Here is a 14,997-nt window from a genome sequence, read left to right as displayed (position 1 = left end):
GTGTCTCAGGTCCTTTCCCGCGCTCTAGAGGTGGCTTTTTCTCACCCTTCCCCCGACGACAGAGTCGCTGCAATAAAAGCTGCGGTTACTGGCCAATTAGAGCAAACGGATACCGGCGCACAAGTACGTCACACTGAGTATTTTAACAATACCATCGCACCCGATCTCGTTATGCATTGGCCGCGCGAGAATCGAGAGCGGCTGGTTTTTCTCCGGCCGAGCCCTGTGCCAACCTACTTTACTGAGGATCTTGAATGGATCTCTCCCAGCAAGCCACTTGTCATAACACTGGGCACTGCATTTAATAACGGCGGTAGAGAAAGCTTTGACGAGCTACGGCAGCTCGCCGTTAGCAGTGACACCCTAGTTGCCGATCCAAGAGCAATCGGCGAGCTTGGTGAGCGAAATGCCGCTGAGCCAGCTGCAGGGCTGATGGCCCAAGCTGTACTTCGAGGAGGACGAGGTCTCCTCGATGAGGAGACGACGCGTGAAGCTATCTCGAAGACTGTGGAAGGTTTCCACGGGGCCGAGTTTGTCAATCTAGAAAAAACTCGACAGGCCACCAATCTAGTATTTTCTCTGCTACAGCCCGAGCAGGCCGGCCGGATCAGTCGAGTGCTGCAATCTGTTTGGGAGGGTCACGGCGGAAGCGCTTCGCGGTTCCCTGGCTCCCCTGACCTGGTTGGAGCGATGAGCGAAGGGGATCTTGAGTTTCTCATAGAGAACGTTCCTACGAGAAGCACTGACTTTTGGCACAGGATCGGGCGCGGGATCACAGCGACCCAGATCGGACGTCTGCAAATAGAAGCTTTCTCGACAAACTTTCAGCTTCTAATTAAAGCGAACAGCGATGTTCTTGTCGCAAAAGCAATGCGAGTCTTCCGCGGGCAGCGCCGACTCGATGAGGAGCATGAGACTTCTACCCCTTATTGGGTCACCTCTCGCGGATGCATAGTTCTCAGAGGGGACCACTGGGAAGCACACATCGCCCCGAACAGTATCAACGACCTACCAAAGAGCGTTAGGCAAGACGGACCTTCTCTCGACGACGTCAGAGATAGAGCTGACAGTCATGGAACGGTCATTGGAAACTTGAAGCTCGACACCGGTGATCGACTTATTTCTTATTCATCTAAGGCAGGAGAGGACGTTCTGCATGATGAAAGAATAGCTCAACTGGTAGGTCAACCGACGGTACGCGTCAGCCGAGCCACACTTGCTCTTCCCGGAGGAAGTCGACTGATCTGCGACTTCAATACGATGACAGCGTCTGGCCAAACAAGCGCCACATTCGCGATAGGAAACCTCTCTAGATTCGCCCTTCCCATCCTAATGAAATTGCGCGAAGAGGATGATACCTACCTTGAAAGCCTAAACGTTTCCCTCACCCAACCCGTTGCCGCTGAGCAACAAGAACTAGACCTAGATCTAGACTTGGATTGACTCTTTTCCTCGCAAAGGGACCTACTTCCTGCACAATAGAGGAGCACACCTAAACGCGTTCGAAGCTCTCCAGGCACGTGCTCGCTATGTCACCGTCTTCTGTCCGCCGCAAGTGAAGGACAGGAGAGTGGGCTGCGGCGATGCCGCAGGCGTGCAGATTGATTAGTAAGTCATCATCGGCACAGTAGACGGAGTTGTAGAGCACAGTGTCATGAAGCCGGATCTCAGCTCCCTCCACCTCACGTAGGGCGCTTTAGCGAACCAAGCGTTTCGGATCTCCGCGGCCATGGACTCGCCTACTCCCTCGTCGCTCCCGCGCTCGGCCACACACGTGCCGTCGTGCCCGTTGTTCGAGCACGCGGATTATGCCCATGTCCTCGGCGAGGAAGGGTCCCGCATAGGCCAGGACGCCATCGCCGTGGCGGACATCGTCGTTGACGCGCTCACCGCCCTCCGCAAGCGCCAAGCCGTCGAGAAGCTACAGGCCGGCGACCTCTGGCAAGGCCACAACCTCGTCTTCTGCAGGAAGACGGACGCCCCTACACGAGTGACGACGTCCTACGCCGGTTCCAGCGCATCACCCAGGCGGCCGGCATCGGCGCCACGTGGGTGCCGCGCAAGTTGCGGCACACGTTCGTGTCCATCATGAGCGACCAGGGCGTAGCCCTAGAGAAGATCAGCGACCTCGTGGGGCACTCCAATACCCGCACCACGCAGACCGTCTACCGGCACGAACTGCGCCCCGTCATCACCACGGGCGCCGAGCATATGAACACATCTTCAAAGACGAAGTCCAGGTCAGCCTGACGAGGGACATCTCCACCGACTCCCCCTGAGGACGTCCGACCCGCTGAACAGGCAGACGCAAGATCACGGCGGAACCCGCATTAGCCGTGGTGGCTCTGAGTGGCAGCCGCTACGTGCTGAAGTGGGGTGGAGAGGATGTCGAGAGCGGTCTATCGGCTCCGTCTCAGGGGTAGATGCGCGGCCGACGGGGCCGCTGCAGGACCAGGAGGGGCAGCATGGCGATCCAGCGGATGGACAACGTGCTCATCGTCGTCGACGATCTTGAGGCGGTCATCGCCTTCTTCGTCGAACTCGGCATGGAACTGGAGGGCAAGGGGCCGCTCGAAGGGGACTGGGCGGAGCGCGTAATCGGGCTTGAGGACGTCCGCCAGGACGTCGCCATGCTGCGGATACCGGACGGTCCCGGACGGGTCGAGCTGGCAAAGTTCCACAGGCCGAGGGCTATCCAACCTGAGCCGAAGGACGCACCGGCGAACACGCTGGGCATTCGTCGCATCATGTTCGCGGTTGACGATATCGAGGACGTTATCGCCCGCCTGCGCACGCACGGCGCCGAACTCGTGGGTGAGCTGGAGCAGTACGAGAACCTCTATCGCCTCTGCTACGTGCGCGGCCCTGAGGGCATCATCGTGGGACTCGCCGAGCAACTCGTCTGAAGGCCACCCAGGGGATCTCCCACTTCCATAGGCGGTGCGGGATTCGGCCCACCCTCATCACCAAACAGCCGAGCCCTTGTCTGACGGACTCGGCTGAGGTCTCTTTTGGGGGTTAGGCGGAACGGATGGCTTCTATGAAGGTGGCCCATTGGCGAGGGGTGAAGTCGAGGGTCGGGCCTGTGGAGCCCTGCTTGGTGTCGCGTACGCCGATGGTGCCCTGGGGGGAGCGGCCGACTTCGACACAGTCGGAATCCGGCACACTGCGGGTTGACTTGCGCCAGCCGCTGTACTGCTGCTTCACGTTACGGGGCCTGCCTATTCGCTCAGTCGGTCGGCCGTGTCCGTCAGAAGAGAGAGCCTCTCCAAGGCGGGCAGTGCGGCCTGCCGAAGACGGTCGTGCAGACGTTCATACTCTGCAGCCTTGTTCGGGATTGGTATGGGAGGCGCAATGGCGTACGTACGCCAGATGATCAGAAGATCGTCCGACGCCACGGCTCCCTCTTCGCGGCCATGGACTCGGCCCGCCCTCATCACTGCACGGCCGAGCCCGTGCCTGGTGGGCTCGGCTGAGGTCGTCTTCCAGGGTTAGGCGGAGCGGATGGCCTGCATGAATGTGGCCCACTCGCGAGAGGTGAAGTCGAGGGTCGGGCCTGCGGTGCCCTGCTTGGTGTCGCGTACGCCGATGGTGCCCTGGGGAGAGCGGCCAACTTCGACGCACTCAGTGTCTGGATTGCTATAGCTGGACTTACGCCAGCCGCTGTACTGCTGCTTCACGTGTCGTGTCCTGCCTGTTCACTCAGCCGATCGGCGGTGCCCGCAAGAAGCGAAAGACTCTCGAGCGCCGGGAGTGTTGCCTCTCGGAGGCGGTCGTGGAGACGCTCATATTTTGCCACCTCTTCGGGGGTCGTGTGTATGAGGTCCGTGTTTGCGTTCTCCGCAACGACCATCGGTTGATCGACAGGGTCGGGAAACGTGTAGATCATGTATGTCGACGGCGGCAGACGACCGGGAGAGAGCCGTGCGTCCAGCGGAAGTACCAGAAGGGTGAAGCGAGGCTGACGAGATACCACGTCAACCATGTGTCGAAGCTGCATCGCCATCGTCTCCGCGGGGACGGCGAGGCGCTTCAGCACGAACTCATCTAGGATGATCTCCGCCACCGGGCCGTGGGTGCGGAAGAAGGTCTCCTGCCGTTGAAGACGAGCCTGAATCGTGCGCGCTGGTACGTAGTTGATCTCTGCTCCCTCCGCAAGGTCCAGATCGATGAGCGCCTGAAGGAACTCCGGTGTCTGCACGAGACCGGGAATCGACATCTGGTTATAGCCGCGGATGGTCGCGGCTCCGGATTCGAGGTCGGCGTACATGCGCTGGCGGGCGCCCATGGCGTCGCCGTAGGCGTCCCACCAGCCGCGGTCGGAGGCGTCACAGGCGATTTTGAGGATCTCGTCGAACCTCTCGCCGGTGACGCCCAGGATTTTCATGATCTTCACGATGTCGCGGACGTCGGGGCGGCAGCGGGCGTTCTCCAGTTTGGAGACCGTCATGCGGGAGCGGTAGATGCGGCCGGCCAGCTCGTCGGCGGTCATGCCGCTCTGCTCGCGGAGGGTCCGCAGTTCGGTGGCTAGGCGGCGTCGGCGAACGAACGGACTGGTCACCGGGAGTCTCCTGGGGCGCCGGGGGTGGCACTGACCGGGGGAGTCAGTATGTTGACTCTGTGTTATCACTTGATCTCCGAGCGTGTCATCGATTGACGCGCTACCCGAACACGAAAGGTGAGATCTTCCCGTGCGGTTCGGTGGCGTTCCGGATATGAACGCTCGCCGTCAGAACAGTTCGTTCTGTTTACGTAAACGGGTGCTGCTGGTGGCGGCGCTCGGCGCGCTTGGGCCGGCAGCAGCTCTTGGCAGAGGGCCTGGTGGGGGGCGTGAGTAGGATCTCGGGAATGTCGCGCGTGATCTCACGGGAGCCGGATCGGCTGGTCCTGTTCACCGATGCGGTGGTGGCCATCGCCGTGACGCTGCTGGTGCTGCCGCTGGTCGATGTGGTGCCGGAGGTGGTCGGGGAGCATGGGCCGTCAAGCGAGGTCTTTACCGGGCATCAGGCGCAGATCTGGAGTTTTCTGCTCAGTTTCGCGGTGATCCTGCGGCTGTGGTTCGCGCACCATCAGTTGTTCGAGCACATCCGGGGCTATACGCGGGCACTGATGGCCTGGAACGCGGGATGGCTGCTGGCGATCGTGGTCCTGCCCTTCTCCACGGAGTTGGTCGGGGCCTACCCGTCGGACGACCGCTTCACCCTGCTGTTCTACATCGGCAACGTCCTCGCGGCGACCGCCTGCCAGGCCGTGGTGGCGCTCATCGCGTACCGCGACGCGGAGGTCGCATCGGAATCGAACCCGCCCCCGATCAAGTCGGTCCGGGGCAGCCTTTCCACCGTGCTGCTGCTCGCCGTGGGGCTTGCCGTGGTCGCGGCCGCCCCCGGCGCCTCCTACTTCGTGCTGCTGCTCCTTTTCCTGGAGCCGCTGGTCAGTAGGTTCTGGGCAGCCGTCGGCATCTGAGCGCCGGCGACTTCTTCTTCCGTTGATAAAACGGGGGCGCGGAGTGTGGGCTCACGGTGGATCACTCCGTGTGCGCGGTGCGTCATAATCCCGGCGTGTCCAGTGCGCCGCCGTTGAATGAGGACTTCCGGCTCGTCGAGGCGCTCCAGGCGCAGCGGCCGGGGGCGGTCGGCCATGTCTACAACGTGTACGGGCCCGAGCTGGTCGAATACGCGGAAGGGCTGATCGGCGAGCACCAGCGAGCCGTCGAGGCCGTCCGCGAGGCACTGCTCGCGCTGCGGGACGCGGACGTCCCGGACGCAGGAACGTTCCGGGACTGGCTCTACGAGCTGGTGCGCGACCAGTGCCGTGGGACGCCGCCGCGGAAGCGGGGGCGGCTGGTGGTGATCGGGGGCGCGGCGGCGGCCGTGGCGCTGACCGGCGGGATGCTCGTGCTGTTCGAGTCGACGGAACCAGAGCCGCAGCCCTCGGCCGCGCCGCCGGTCGCGATGGTCACGCCCGCGACGCCGGCCCCCTCCCCCACCTCCACGCCGACGCCCGAGGACAGCGTCGAGAAGAACAAGCCGAAGCCGAAGGACGAGAAGAAGCCCGCCAGGCCGAAGACGTCACGCAAGGCGCCGAGCGGGCCCGGACGGCTGTCGGTCAACGACCGTGGCTGCCACGGGGTGCGAGCGGCCGGGCTGCCGACGCGGTGCTACATCCGGCTGACCGCCGTCGGTGGCCCCGTGAAGTGGTCGGTGTCGTCCGTGCGCGACACGGCGGGCCGGGTCAGCGCGGGCGGCAGCGGAACGCTGAAGGCCGGGCACTCGACCTCGGTCGCGGTGACCGTGCGCCCCACGGTGCTGTGCTACATCGGCGGACGCGGCACCGGAACGGTCTCGTTCAATCCGAGCGGCAGCGCGACGGTGACGTACACCTGCTGGCGCCGGTAATACCGGCGCATTTTACTCTTCACCTATCGTGATCTTGAACGCCTGCTAGCGTCCCCACATGTCATATGTATACGTCGTCCAGGATGAACAGCCGTATCAGCAGCATTCATTGGGCAAATACCACGCGGACAAGAGGAAGTTCCATCCTTTCCGCCGCGGCTCGTTCTCGCTGTTCCGGCGCGGAACGAAGCGCCATGCCCGCTGGCTCGTCGAAGGCAGAGCGGCGACCGCGCTGAGGCCCGCGATCGAGGACCTGAGTGCGGCAGTGTGGGGCCGCGCCAGGGCCAGCTCCCACATCAACCGGAAACGGCGCAGGTGGGGCCTGTACGCGAACAACCTCGGTGTCGCCCTGTTCGACGCGTACCGACATTCGGAGAAGCCCGGTGAGCTCGACGACTCCATCGAGTACCTGCGGGCCGCGGCCGAGGCACTGCCGGACGACAGTCCCGCGCGGGCCCGGGCGCTGGCGAACCTGATCAGCGTCCTCGATGCGCATCCGGGCTGGTGGAGCGGCGAACGAGAGCTGCCCGACCCGCAGGAGCTGCGACGCGAGCTGAGCGCGATCACGTCGGCGCCGGCGCACCTGCGGCTCGCCGCCGCCGCGTCGTGGGGCTACTCGGCCGCGCGGGAGTCGGGGCCGGCGGCCGGGTTGACCGGCCTGTCGACGGCCGTCGAGTTGCTGCCGCAGGCCGCGTGGTGGGGGTTCGACCGCACGGAGCGCGCGGAGCTGCTCGCCGGCCACACCGGGCTCGCGACCGACGCCGCGGCGTGCGCGATGGCCGCCGGGCGCCCCGCGCGTGCCCTGGAACTGCTCGAAGGCGGCCGCGCCGTCCTGTGGACGCAGCTGCTGAAGACCCGCGGCGACCGGAGCAGGCTCCGCGAAGTCGCGCCCCGGCTGGCCAAGAAGATGGACCGGGTCGCCCTCGCACTCGAGGACGACGGCGGCATGTCCACCGATGAGCGGCTCGCGCTGGTGAACCGGTGGTCCCGGCTTGACGGCCGGGCGAACGCCAAGCTGCGGCGGGACTGGAGCAGGCTGGCCGAGCATGCGAAGCGGTTGATCCCGGACGGCTCCTTCACCATGCCCGTCTTCGCCACCGATATCGGGCCGGCCGGTGACGAGGGCCCGGTGGTCGTCGTCATCGTCAGCCGCCTGCACTGCGGCGCCCTCGTCGTGCACGACCGCGACGCCGAACCGCTCCTGGTGGAGTTGCCCGACCTCCAACACGACGACGCCCGCACCCGCGCGCGTCGCTACATGACCGCGCTGGCGGAAGGCGAAGGCCGGGAACGCGAACAGGTCATCGGCGCGACACTCGACTGGCTCTGGCGTGTCATCACCTCCCCGGTGCTGGAGGCGATCGAGCACAAGGGCATCGCGAGAATCGGAGCGGACGACGCGGACCCGCCACGGCTGTGGTGGTCGGCGACCGGTCCGGTGAGCACGCTCCCGCTCCACGCCGCCGCACCGCGCGAGAACCGGGACGGAGGCTCCGTCCTCGACCAGGTCGTCTCCTCGTACGCGCCCGCCCTGCCGATCCTGGTCCACGCGCGGGAGCGGCGCGACGCCGCGGCGGCCGGCGGCGTGCCCGTCCCCCGGCTGCTGTACGTGGGCGAGGACCGCGGCCCCGGGCAGGTGAGCCTCCCGGGCGCCGCCAGGACGCGCGCGCTCATCGAGCAACTCGTCCCGGCGGACCGCCGCACCGTGCTCACCGGCGCGGAGGCCACCCGCGAGGCGGTGGAGGCGCGGCTGCCCGGCCATACGTGGACGCACTTCGACTGCCACGGCGTCCAGGACCTGGACGCCCCGTTCGAGAGCGGCCTCGTCCTGCGCGACGGGTCCCTGACGGTCTCCGATCTGGCGAGGCTGCGCAATGAGCAGGCCCAGTTCGCCTTCCTCGGCGCCTGCGTGACGGCGGCCATCGGCACGACGCTGCCCGACGAGGTCATCACCCTCACCTCGGCGTTGCAGTGCGCGGGGTATCCGGCCGTCATCGGCACCCTGTCATCGGTGCCCGACAGCACCACGGCGCGCATCGCCCAGTCGGTCTACACGCACTTGACCGATGCCGGCGGCATCGCTGCGGCAGACAGCGCCCATGCCTTGCACCAGGCCGTCCGCGAAGAACGCACGCGGCGGCCCGATCATCCGAGCGCCTGGGTGTCGTTCCTCCATCTGGGGCTGTGAGCAGCGGTCGTCCGACGGGCCGGCGAACCGGACGTCAGCGTCCGGCTGTGGAACGCAGCCGCCGGGGAACGGACACGCCCAGTACCCCCGCCACGAACCCGACACCGGCGCTCAGCACCGCCCAGCCGGGGCCTGCCTCCGCGCCGCCGACGGCGGACGCCGCGACCCAGCCGAGCGACGCGGTCACACCACCGACCGCGGCCCGCACGAGGACCCTCGGCCACCGCTGGTCCGGGACCACGACCCGCAGCACGACCAGCGAGGCGAGCAGGGCGAACGCGCCGAGCGCGGTCACCACGGCGGGTTCGACCGGCGCCGGCAGCGGGACGTCGTACCCGAGTGACTGGATTGCCGCCAGCACCATCAGCACCGCACCGACGACACCGGTGAGCCCGAGGTTGACGCTCTCCTGACGGCGCTGCCGGTCGCGGAGCAGGAGCTGGTCGGCGAGCGCGCCGACCTGCCCGGCGCGCTGCGACGCCGCGTCCAGGTAGGCGGTCTCGTCGTCGAGCCTCCGGCCGAACCATTCCGCCAGCGCGCGGTCGTCGGCGAACAGCCCGCCGAGCTGAGTGCCGCCGCCGAACGCGGCCAGGTTGGCCGCCGCGATCGCGACCGTCCGGGCCATCTCCCGCAGCCGCGCGGTCCGGTCGGCGAGCCCCATCGCACGGGTCTGCAGCGACACCAGTTCCCGCGACGCGTCGATCAGCTCGGCCTCGCCGTGGCCGCGCCCGGCGGACGCCGTCACGGTCCCCAGCAGGCGCCCGACGACGGTGTCGGTGTCCTCGCGGAGCCGCCGCGTCCCCTCGCCGTCGTCCCAGATCCGCAGTTCGAACCGCAGCCTGGCCGCGTTCAGCAGGTAGCCGGCGAGCGGCGGGAGGACGGCGCCGGGGCCGATCCACGTCCAGTCGCTGAGATCGTGCTCGCCGTCCCGGCGGGCGATCACCACGAGCCTGCGCTCCACGCGCCGATCGTCCGGTGCGGACGCCTCCCACACCATGAATCCTTCGGGGACGGCGATGCCCCGCTCCGGCCACAGCGCCGCGGCCCCCTCCTCGACCGGCACACCCGCGACGAGCTCGCCGGCGCGGGCGCGGTCCGTCGCGTCCGCGCCCAGCCGCGCCACGAAGATCCGCGCCGTCCCGACGGTGCCCCGGGTCGGTGCCGCGAGCGCCCGCGACCACCGCGCGTCCAGCTCGGCCCAGCCGATGCCCTCAGACGGGTCGGGCTCCAGGATGACCGACAGGCAGAACACGTCGCGTTCACGCCGCAGGATGGCCTGCTGCACGCCACTGCCGGGACGCGTCCGGGCCGCCAGCACCCCGGACGCCGCCGCCGTGCCGTCCCAGCCCGCCGGCGGGTCCGCGTCGAGGCCGGCGACCCCGTCGGTCATGCCGAGGACCTCGTCGCACGCCCGCCAGACACCGCGCAGGTACCGCCGGTCCTCGTCCCCGGTGCTCCCCTCGGCCGCGACGAAGACGTGGGCGACCAGGGCCTCAGCCTGCAGAAGCATCGTCTTCCCGACCGGACGCGACCTGGGCGGGAGGCGTTTCCACTGAGGATTCCAGCCGGTGGACGAGTTCGCCCACGCGCTCCCGGGTCGGCGGCGGAGGCGCCAGCACCAGCACGTCCTCGATCCGGGCGGCGCGGTCCGGACCGGACAATTCCAATGCGTACACCGCGTTCCGCAGATTAGCCGGATCGCCCTCGGCCAAAGCGCCGGCGACGTCGTCCAGCCTCCGCTCCACCCGTTCCCACCGGACTCTCGGCAGCCGCCACTCCAGCACTTCGCGCAGAATCCCGATGGCTTCGGCCTGCAGAGGCTTCTCCATGGCCACGATGATAGGGATAACGGTCCGGATCCGCCGGTGAAGCCGATTCCGCGGCCGGCCGGCTTATCGGCGTTTAACCTCTTGGGCGGCATGCTCGGCGGCATGCGTGTTCTTGTTGTTGAGGACGAGCGGGTGCTTGCGGACGCCATCGCCGAGGGGCTGCGGGAGGAGGCCATGGCCGTTGATGTGGTCTATGACGGCGATGATGCTCTGGAGCTCGCCTCCTACAACGAGTACGACGTCGTCGTCCTCGACCGGGATCTGCCTACCGTGCACGGGGACGATGTGTGCCGGGAGTTGGTGGGGCGGCGGAGTCCCGGGCGGATTCTGATGCTCACGGCGGCCTCGGATGTCGATGAGCGGGTGGACGGGCTGTCGCTCGGGGCCGACGACTACCTGCCCAAGCCGTTCGTGTTCAGTGAGCTGGTCGCGCGGGTGCGGGCGCTGGCCAGGAGGTCGGGGGTGCCCGTTCCGCCGGTGCTGGAGCGGAGGGGGATCCGGCTCGATCCGTACCGGCGGAAGGTGGCCCGGGACGGGCGTGAGCTGCGGCTGACGAAGAAGGAGTTCGCCGTGCTGGAGGAGCTCATGCGCGCCGAGGGCGGGGTGGTGAGCGCCGAGCGGCTGCTGGAGCGGGCGTGGGACGAGAACATCGACCCGTTCAGCAACATCGTCCGGGTCACGATGGCGACGCTGCGGCGCAAGCTCGGGCAGCCGCCGGTGATCGAGACGGTGACGGGGTCCGGGTACCGGTTGGAGGCGCGGTGAGGAGGCCGGCGGTGAAGAGGCTGGAGGTGAAGAGGCCGGCGGTGAAGAGGCTCAGCGTCCGGACGCGGCTGACGCTGGTGTACGGGTCGCTGTTCATGGTCACGTCGGCGGTGCTGGTCGCGGTCACCTACCTGCTGACCGTCCGGACGATGGACAACCGGTTCTCGGCGCGAGCCGGCGTGGACGCGACGACGCTCACGCGGCTGCGGGCGCTGGCCATCGACGGGGACGTCAACCAGCTCATGGCGTTGAAGGCGGACGCCGACCGGCAGATGGAGCAGCAGAAGCACGACGTGCTGGAGCAGCTGCTGCAGAGTTCGCTGGTCACGATGCTGGTGGTCGGGGTCCTCGCGGTGGTGATCGGGTATCTGGTCGCCGGGCGGGTGCTGCGGCCGCTGCACCGGATGACGGCGACGGCGCGGCGGCTGTCGGAGAGCAACATGCACGAGCGGATCGCGCTGGACGGCCCGCAGGACGAGATCAAGGACCTCGCCGACACCTTCGACCGGATGCTGGACCGGCTGAACCGCGCGTTCGACGCGCAGCGGCGGTTCGTCGCGAACGCCTCGCATGAGCTGCGCACGCCGCTGACCATCAACCGCACGGTGCTGGAGGTCGCGCTGGCGAGCCGGAAGAGCCCGCCGGAGACGAAGGCGCTCGCGGACGTCCTGCTCGGCAACACGGCCCGGCACGAGCGGCTCATCGAGGGACTGCTGCTGCTCGCGAAGTCCGAGCGGGAGCTCGGCACCCGGGCCGCCACCCCGTTGCCGGACGTGGTCCGCAGCGCGCTCGACCAGCTCGACGATCCGGCGGTCGACGTGGAGGCGCGGCTCGCGCCCGCGGTGGTGGCCGGCGATCCCGTCCTGCTGGAGCGGTGTGCGGTGAACCTGCTGGAGAACGCCGTGAAGTACAACGTGAAGGACGGCCGGGTCTGGGTCCGGACCGGGGAGCAGGGCGGTGAGGCGTTCCTGCAGGTCGTCAATACCGGACGGCCCGTTCCCGCCTACGAGGTCGCCGGCATCTTCGAGCCGTTCCGGCGGCTGCGCGCCGACCGGACGGGGTCCAAGGACGGCGCCGGGCTCGGCCTGTCGATCGTCCGGGCGGTGGTGCGCGCGCACGGCGGGGCGATCGAGACCGTCCCGCGCCCGGACGGCGGACTGTCGATCACAGTCCGGCTGCCCGCGGACGCGGCCACTCCACATGCCCTTCCGGCCGCGGAGCGCTCGGGCGCGCGCTGAGCCAGCGGTGCACGACCTTGCCGGTCGCGTTGCGGGGCAGCTCGGGGATGAAGTGGACGTCGCGCGGCACCGCGTACCGGGCGACCTGCGCGTGCACGTACGCGCGGACGGCGTCGGCGTCGAGCCGGGCGCCGGGCCGCAGCACGATGTAGGCGGCGAGCCGCTGCCCCCACTCGTCGTCGGGGACGCCGGTCACCGCCGCCTCGTGGACCTCCGGGAGCCGCAGCAGCGCGTCCTCCACGTCCTTCGGCAGGACGTTCTCGCCGCCCGACACCACCATCCCGTCGCTGCGGCCCTCGACGAACAGCAGGCCGCGGTGGTCGATGTGGCCGAGGTCGCCGGTGGCGAGCAGCCCGTCGCGGACCTCCATCGGCTCGCCGCCGGTGTACCCCTCGAACAGCAGCTCGTTCGCCGCGAAGATCTGCCCGCGGGTGGAGCGGCCCACCTTGCGGCCCTCGCCGTCCACGATCGCCAGTGCGGTGTTGCGCGGCGGGCGCCCGGCGGTGCGCGGGTCGAGCCGCAGGTCGTGCGGGGTGGCGATGGACACCCAGGACGCCTCGGTCGACCCGTAGACGTTGTAGAGGCGGTCGCCGAACGCGTCCATGAACCGGGTGGCGAGGTCGCCGGGGAGCGCGGCGCCGCTCACCGCGAAGACCCGCAGCGAGGAGGTGTCGTAGCGGTCGCGGACCTCCGGCGGCAGCTCCAGGATCCGCTGGCACATCACCGGGACGGCGAACACGGTCGCGTCGCGGTGGGACGTGACGGCCCGCAGCGTCTGCTCGGGGTCGAACCGGCGGTGCAGCACGACCGGCGCGCGCAGCGCCCACGCCATCTGCAGCGCGGCGTACCCCCAGGTGTGGAACAGCGGCGCCTCGACGATCATCGTCTGCCGGGTGCGCAGCGGGATCCGGGAGGTCATCGAGGCGAGCGGCCACAGGCCCGGCCGGGGCGGGCGGCGGGCGCCCTTCGGACGTCCGGTGGTGCCGGAGCTGAGCATGATGGTGCGGCTCTGGATCTGCGGCGGCCCGGCCGCTCCCCCGCCGGCCGGCACCGAGGCGATGACCTCCTGGATGCTCGGGCCCGTCCCGGCGGCGGGGCGCGGCGCGGCGTCCGCGTCCGGCCGCGGGAGCGGCGCGGGCGGCAGCGCCGCGAGCGGGACGGGCGCGGCGAGCGGCATCCCGGCCGGGGGCCGGCGGTCGGCCCACAGCACGGTCCGGCGCAGCGCGATGGGGATGTTCGCCAGCAGCGGCGCGAACTCGGCGTCGGCGACGATGAGGGCGGGGCGCAGTTCGCCGAGCACGGCGCGGATCTGGCCCGTCCCGAACCCGGTGTTGAGCAGCACGACCTCGGCGCCGCGGCGGGAGCAGGCGACGAGCGTCAGGGCCATGCCCCGGTGGTTGCGGCACAGCACGCCGACGCGCGGGCGGGGGCCCCGCAGGGGCAGCCCGGCGGCGAGGCGGGCGGCCAGCCCGTCCAGCTCGGCGAAGGTGAGGACGCCCTCGTCGTCGATCAGCGCGGGGCAGGACGGGGAGCGGGCGGCGGACGAGGCGACGAGCCCGGCGAGCGTGGTGCCCCAGCGCCGCAGCGTGCCGACCTGGCGGAGCAGCCGGCGCGGCCCGCCGCCGAACAGCAGGCCGGTGCGCAGCAGGAGCGCGGTGAGATCGCGGATATGCCCGATCCGCCGGCGCGTCCCCGGCCGGTACGCGGGCCTCGCGTGCGTCACCGTGCCTCCTCCCTCGCCACGGTACTCATCGGTCAATGCCCGAACAAGGGCACCGCCGGGTCAGTGGTTACTGACGAGTAGCATTGACGGTTACCAGCGAGTAGCATCGCTGTCGCGGGCACTCGTGCCGCCGTCGAAAGGCAGGGGCGGCACGAGGCTCGACGATCCGCACCGAGCACCCTCTCCACAAAGCCCACCGCAGGGAGGACATCCCGTGCCTCGCACCGCACGCGACGTCGTGTTCGTCGACGGCGTCCGCACGCCGTTCGGCAAGGCCGGCCCCAAGGGCCTGTACGCGCAGACCCGCGCCGACGACCTGGTCGTCCGCGCGATCCGCGAGCTGATGCGCCGGAACCCGTCCCTCCCGCCCGAGCGGGTGGACGAGGTCGCCGTCGCCGCCACCACGCAGACCGGCGACCAGGGCCTGACCATCGGGCGGTCCGCCGCCGTGCTGGCCGGGCTGCCCAAGAGCGTCCCCGGCTACGCCATCGACCGGATGTGCGCGGGCGCGATGACCGCGGTGACCACGTCCGGCGCCGGGATCTCGTTCGGCTCCTACGACGTCGTCATCGCGGGCGGCGTCGAGCACATGGGACGGCACCCGATGGGCGAGGGCGTCGACCCGAACCCGCGCTTCCTCGCCGACCGGCTCGTCGACCCGTCCGCGCTGGTCATGGGCTCGACCGCGGAGAACCTGCACGACCGGTTCCCCGGCATCACCAAGGAGCGCGCGGACGCCTACGCCGTGCGCAGCCAGCAGAAGGTGGCCGCCGCCTACGCCGCCGGGAAGATCCAGCCCGACCTCGTGCCGACCGCGATCCGCTCCGCCGACCGGGGGGTGGCGGGGCGCAGCCATGGG

At 68.9% G+C, this 14,997-nt stretch carries 15 protein-coding genes; 9 read left to right on the top strand and 6 right to left on the bottom strand.

Annotated elements, in window-relative coordinates; all coding sequences use genetic code 11:
- From E1284_RS13080 to E1284_RS13070, 3 genes are all read left to right on the top strand, one after another.
- Entirely contained in the window at positions 1–1,443 is a 1,443-nt protein-coding gene (locus tag E1284_RS13080) for a hypothetical protein (RefSeq protein WP_131939320.1), read from the top strand.
- Between the two features lie 495 nt (positions 1,444–1,938).
- Positions 1,939–2,250 carry a tyrosine-type recombinase/integrase gene (locus E1284_RS13075; RefSeq protein ID WP_131939319.1) on the top strand — a complete coding sequence of 104 codons (312 nt, stop codon included), beginning with the start codon at positions 1,939–1,941 and terminating at the stop codon, positions 2,248–2,250.
- A 230-nt stretch (positions 2,251–2,480) separates the two neighbouring features.
- Positions 2,481–2,906 (top strand): VOC family protein, encoded by a 426-nt coding sequence (locus tag E1284_RS13070; protein ID WP_207923727.1) that lies wholly within the window; start codon positions 2,481–2,483, stop codon positions 2,904–2,906.
- A gap of 112 nt (positions 2,907–3,018) precedes the next feature.
- Here the strand turns inward: E1284_RS13070 and E1284_RS13065 are convergent, their stop codons facing one another.
- The 3 genes from E1284_RS13065 to E1284_RS13055 all read right to left on the bottom strand — a co-directional run bounded on the left by E1284_RS13065 (position 3,019) and on the right by E1284_RS13055 (position 4,561).
- A complete protein-coding gene (locus tag E1284_RS13065; RefSeq protein ID WP_131939317.1) occupies positions 3,019–3,207 on the bottom strand; it encodes a DUF397 domain-containing protein in 189 nt (62 codons plus the stop codon).
- 284 nt (positions 3,208–3,491) lie between these two features.
- On the bottom strand, positions 3,492–3,680 hold the full coding sequence (locus E1284_RS13060; RefSeq protein ID WP_131939316.1) for a DUF397 domain-containing protein: 189 nt from the start codon (positions 3,678–3,680) through the stop codon (positions 3,492–3,494).
- Positions 3,677–4,561, bottom strand: coding sequence for a helix-turn-helix domain-containing protein (locus E1284_RS13055; protein WP_131939315.1), 885 nt, complete (start codon positions 4,559–4,561; stop codon positions 3,677–3,679). Before E1284_RS13055 ends, E1284_RS13060 begins: the two co-directional genes overlap by 4 nt.
- 287 nt (positions 4,562–4,848) lie before the next feature.
- Between E1284_RS13055 and E1284_RS13050 the strand changes: the two genes are divergently transcribed.
- The 3 genes from E1284_RS13050 (at position 4,849) to E1284_RS13040 (ending at position 8,583) form a co-directional block, all read left to right on the top strand.
- Positions 4,849–5,463, top strand: coding sequence for a TMEM175 family protein (locus E1284_RS13050; RefSeq protein ID WP_131939314.1), 615 nt, complete (start codon positions 4,849–4,851; stop codon positions 5,461–5,463).
- A 95-nt stretch (positions 5,464–5,558) separates the two neighbouring features.
- Positions 5,559–6,395 carry a hypothetical protein gene (locus tag E1284_RS13045; RefSeq protein ID WP_131939313.1) on the top strand — a complete coding sequence of 279 codons (837 nt, stop codon included), beginning with the start codon at positions 5,559–5,561 and terminating at the stop codon, positions 6,393–6,395.
- Between the two features lie 58 nt (positions 6,396–6,453).
- Positions 6,454–8,583, top strand: coding sequence for a CHAT domain-containing protein (locus E1284_RS13040; protein ID WP_131939312.1), 2,130 nt, complete (start codon positions 6,454–6,456; stop codon positions 8,581–8,583).
- A 34-nt stretch (positions 8,584–8,617) separates the two neighbouring features.
- Here E1284_RS13040 and E1284_RS13035 read toward each other — a convergent pair whose 3' ends face one another.
- Both E1284_RS13035 and E1284_RS13030 read right to left on the bottom strand, forming a co-directional pair.
- Entirely contained in the window at positions 8,618–10,093 is a 1,476-nt protein-coding gene (locus E1284_RS13035; protein ID WP_131939311.1) for a CATRA conflict system CASPASE/TPR repeat-associated protein, read from the bottom strand.
- A complete protein-coding gene (locus E1284_RS13030) occupies positions 10,077–10,412 on the bottom strand; it encodes a CATRA system-associated protein (protein WP_131939310.1) in 336 nt (111 codons plus the stop codon). Before E1284_RS13030 ends, E1284_RS13035 begins: the two co-directional genes overlap by 17 nt.
- A 102-nt stretch (positions 10,413–10,514) precedes the next feature.
- Between E1284_RS13030 and E1284_RS13025 the strand changes: the two genes are divergently transcribed.
- The gene (locus E1284_RS13025; protein ID WP_131939309.1) at positions 10,515–11,177 is read left to right on the top strand and encodes a response regulator transcription factor; all 663 of its coding nucleotides are present in this window, start codon (positions 10,515–10,517) and stop codon (positions 11,175–11,177) included.
- Positions 11,178–11,188: 11 nt separating this feature from the next.
- Complete coding sequence (locus E1284_RS13020) at positions 11,189–12,415, top strand: sensor histidine kinase (protein ID WP_243714452.1); 1,227 nt, start codon at positions 11,189–11,191, stop codon at positions 12,413–12,415.
- On the opposite strand, the gene E1284_RS13015 is transcribed toward E1284_RS13020, so the two are convergent.
- The gene (locus tag E1284_RS13015; RefSeq protein WP_243714451.1) at positions 12,342–14,138 is read right to left on the bottom strand and encodes an AMP-binding protein; all 1,797 of its coding nucleotides are present in this window, start codon (positions 14,136–14,138) and stop codon (positions 12,342–12,344) included. The genes E1284_RS13020 and E1284_RS13015 overlap by 74 nt on opposite strands.
- 214 nt (positions 14,139–14,352) lie before the next feature.
- On the opposite strand from E1284_RS13015, the gene E1284_RS13010 reads away from it, so the two are divergent.
- Positions 14,353–14,997 (top strand): thiolase family protein (locus tag E1284_RS13010; RefSeq protein ID WP_481726178.1); only part of this gene is annotated, 645 nt, incomplete at its 3' end.

Source organism: Actinomadura bangladeshensis, assembly GCF_004348335.1.
In the GTDB taxonomy this organism is placed as follows: Bacteria; Actinomycetota; Actinomycetes; order Streptosporangiales; family Streptosporangiaceae; genus Spirillospora; species Spirillospora bangladeshensis.
Note: the sequence above shows the minus strand (reverse complement) of the source record. Positions and strands in the feature narration are given on the sequence as shown.

What these genes read in the sequence shown, in the direction of transcription:
- E1284_RS13030 (WP_131939310.1), bottom strand. Translation starts at nt 10,412, where the DNA reads ATGGAGAAGCCTCTGCAGGCCGAAGCCATCGGGATTCTGCGCGAAGTG.
- E1284_RS13035 (WP_131939311.1), bottom strand. Translation starts at nt 10,093, where the DNA reads ATGCTTCTGCAGGCTGAGGCCCTGGTCGCCCACGTCTTCGTCGCGGCC.
- E1284_RS13050 (WP_131939314.1), top strand. Translation starts at nt 4,849, where the DNA reads ATGTCGCGCGTGATCTCACGGGAGCCGGATCGGCTGGTCCTGTTCACC.
- E1284_RS13025 (WP_131939309.1), top strand. Translation starts at nt 10,515, where the DNA reads ATGCGTGTTCTTGTTGTTGAGGACGAGCGGGTGCTTGCGGACGCCATC.
- E1284_RS13040 (WP_131939312.1), top strand. Translation starts at nt 6,454, where the DNA reads ATGTCATATGTATACGTCGTCCAGGATGAACAGCCGTATCAGCAGCAT.
- E1284_RS13070 (WP_207923727.1), top strand. Translation starts at nt 2,481, where the DNA reads ATGGACAACGTGCTCATCGTCGTCGACGATCTTGAGGCGGTCATCGCC.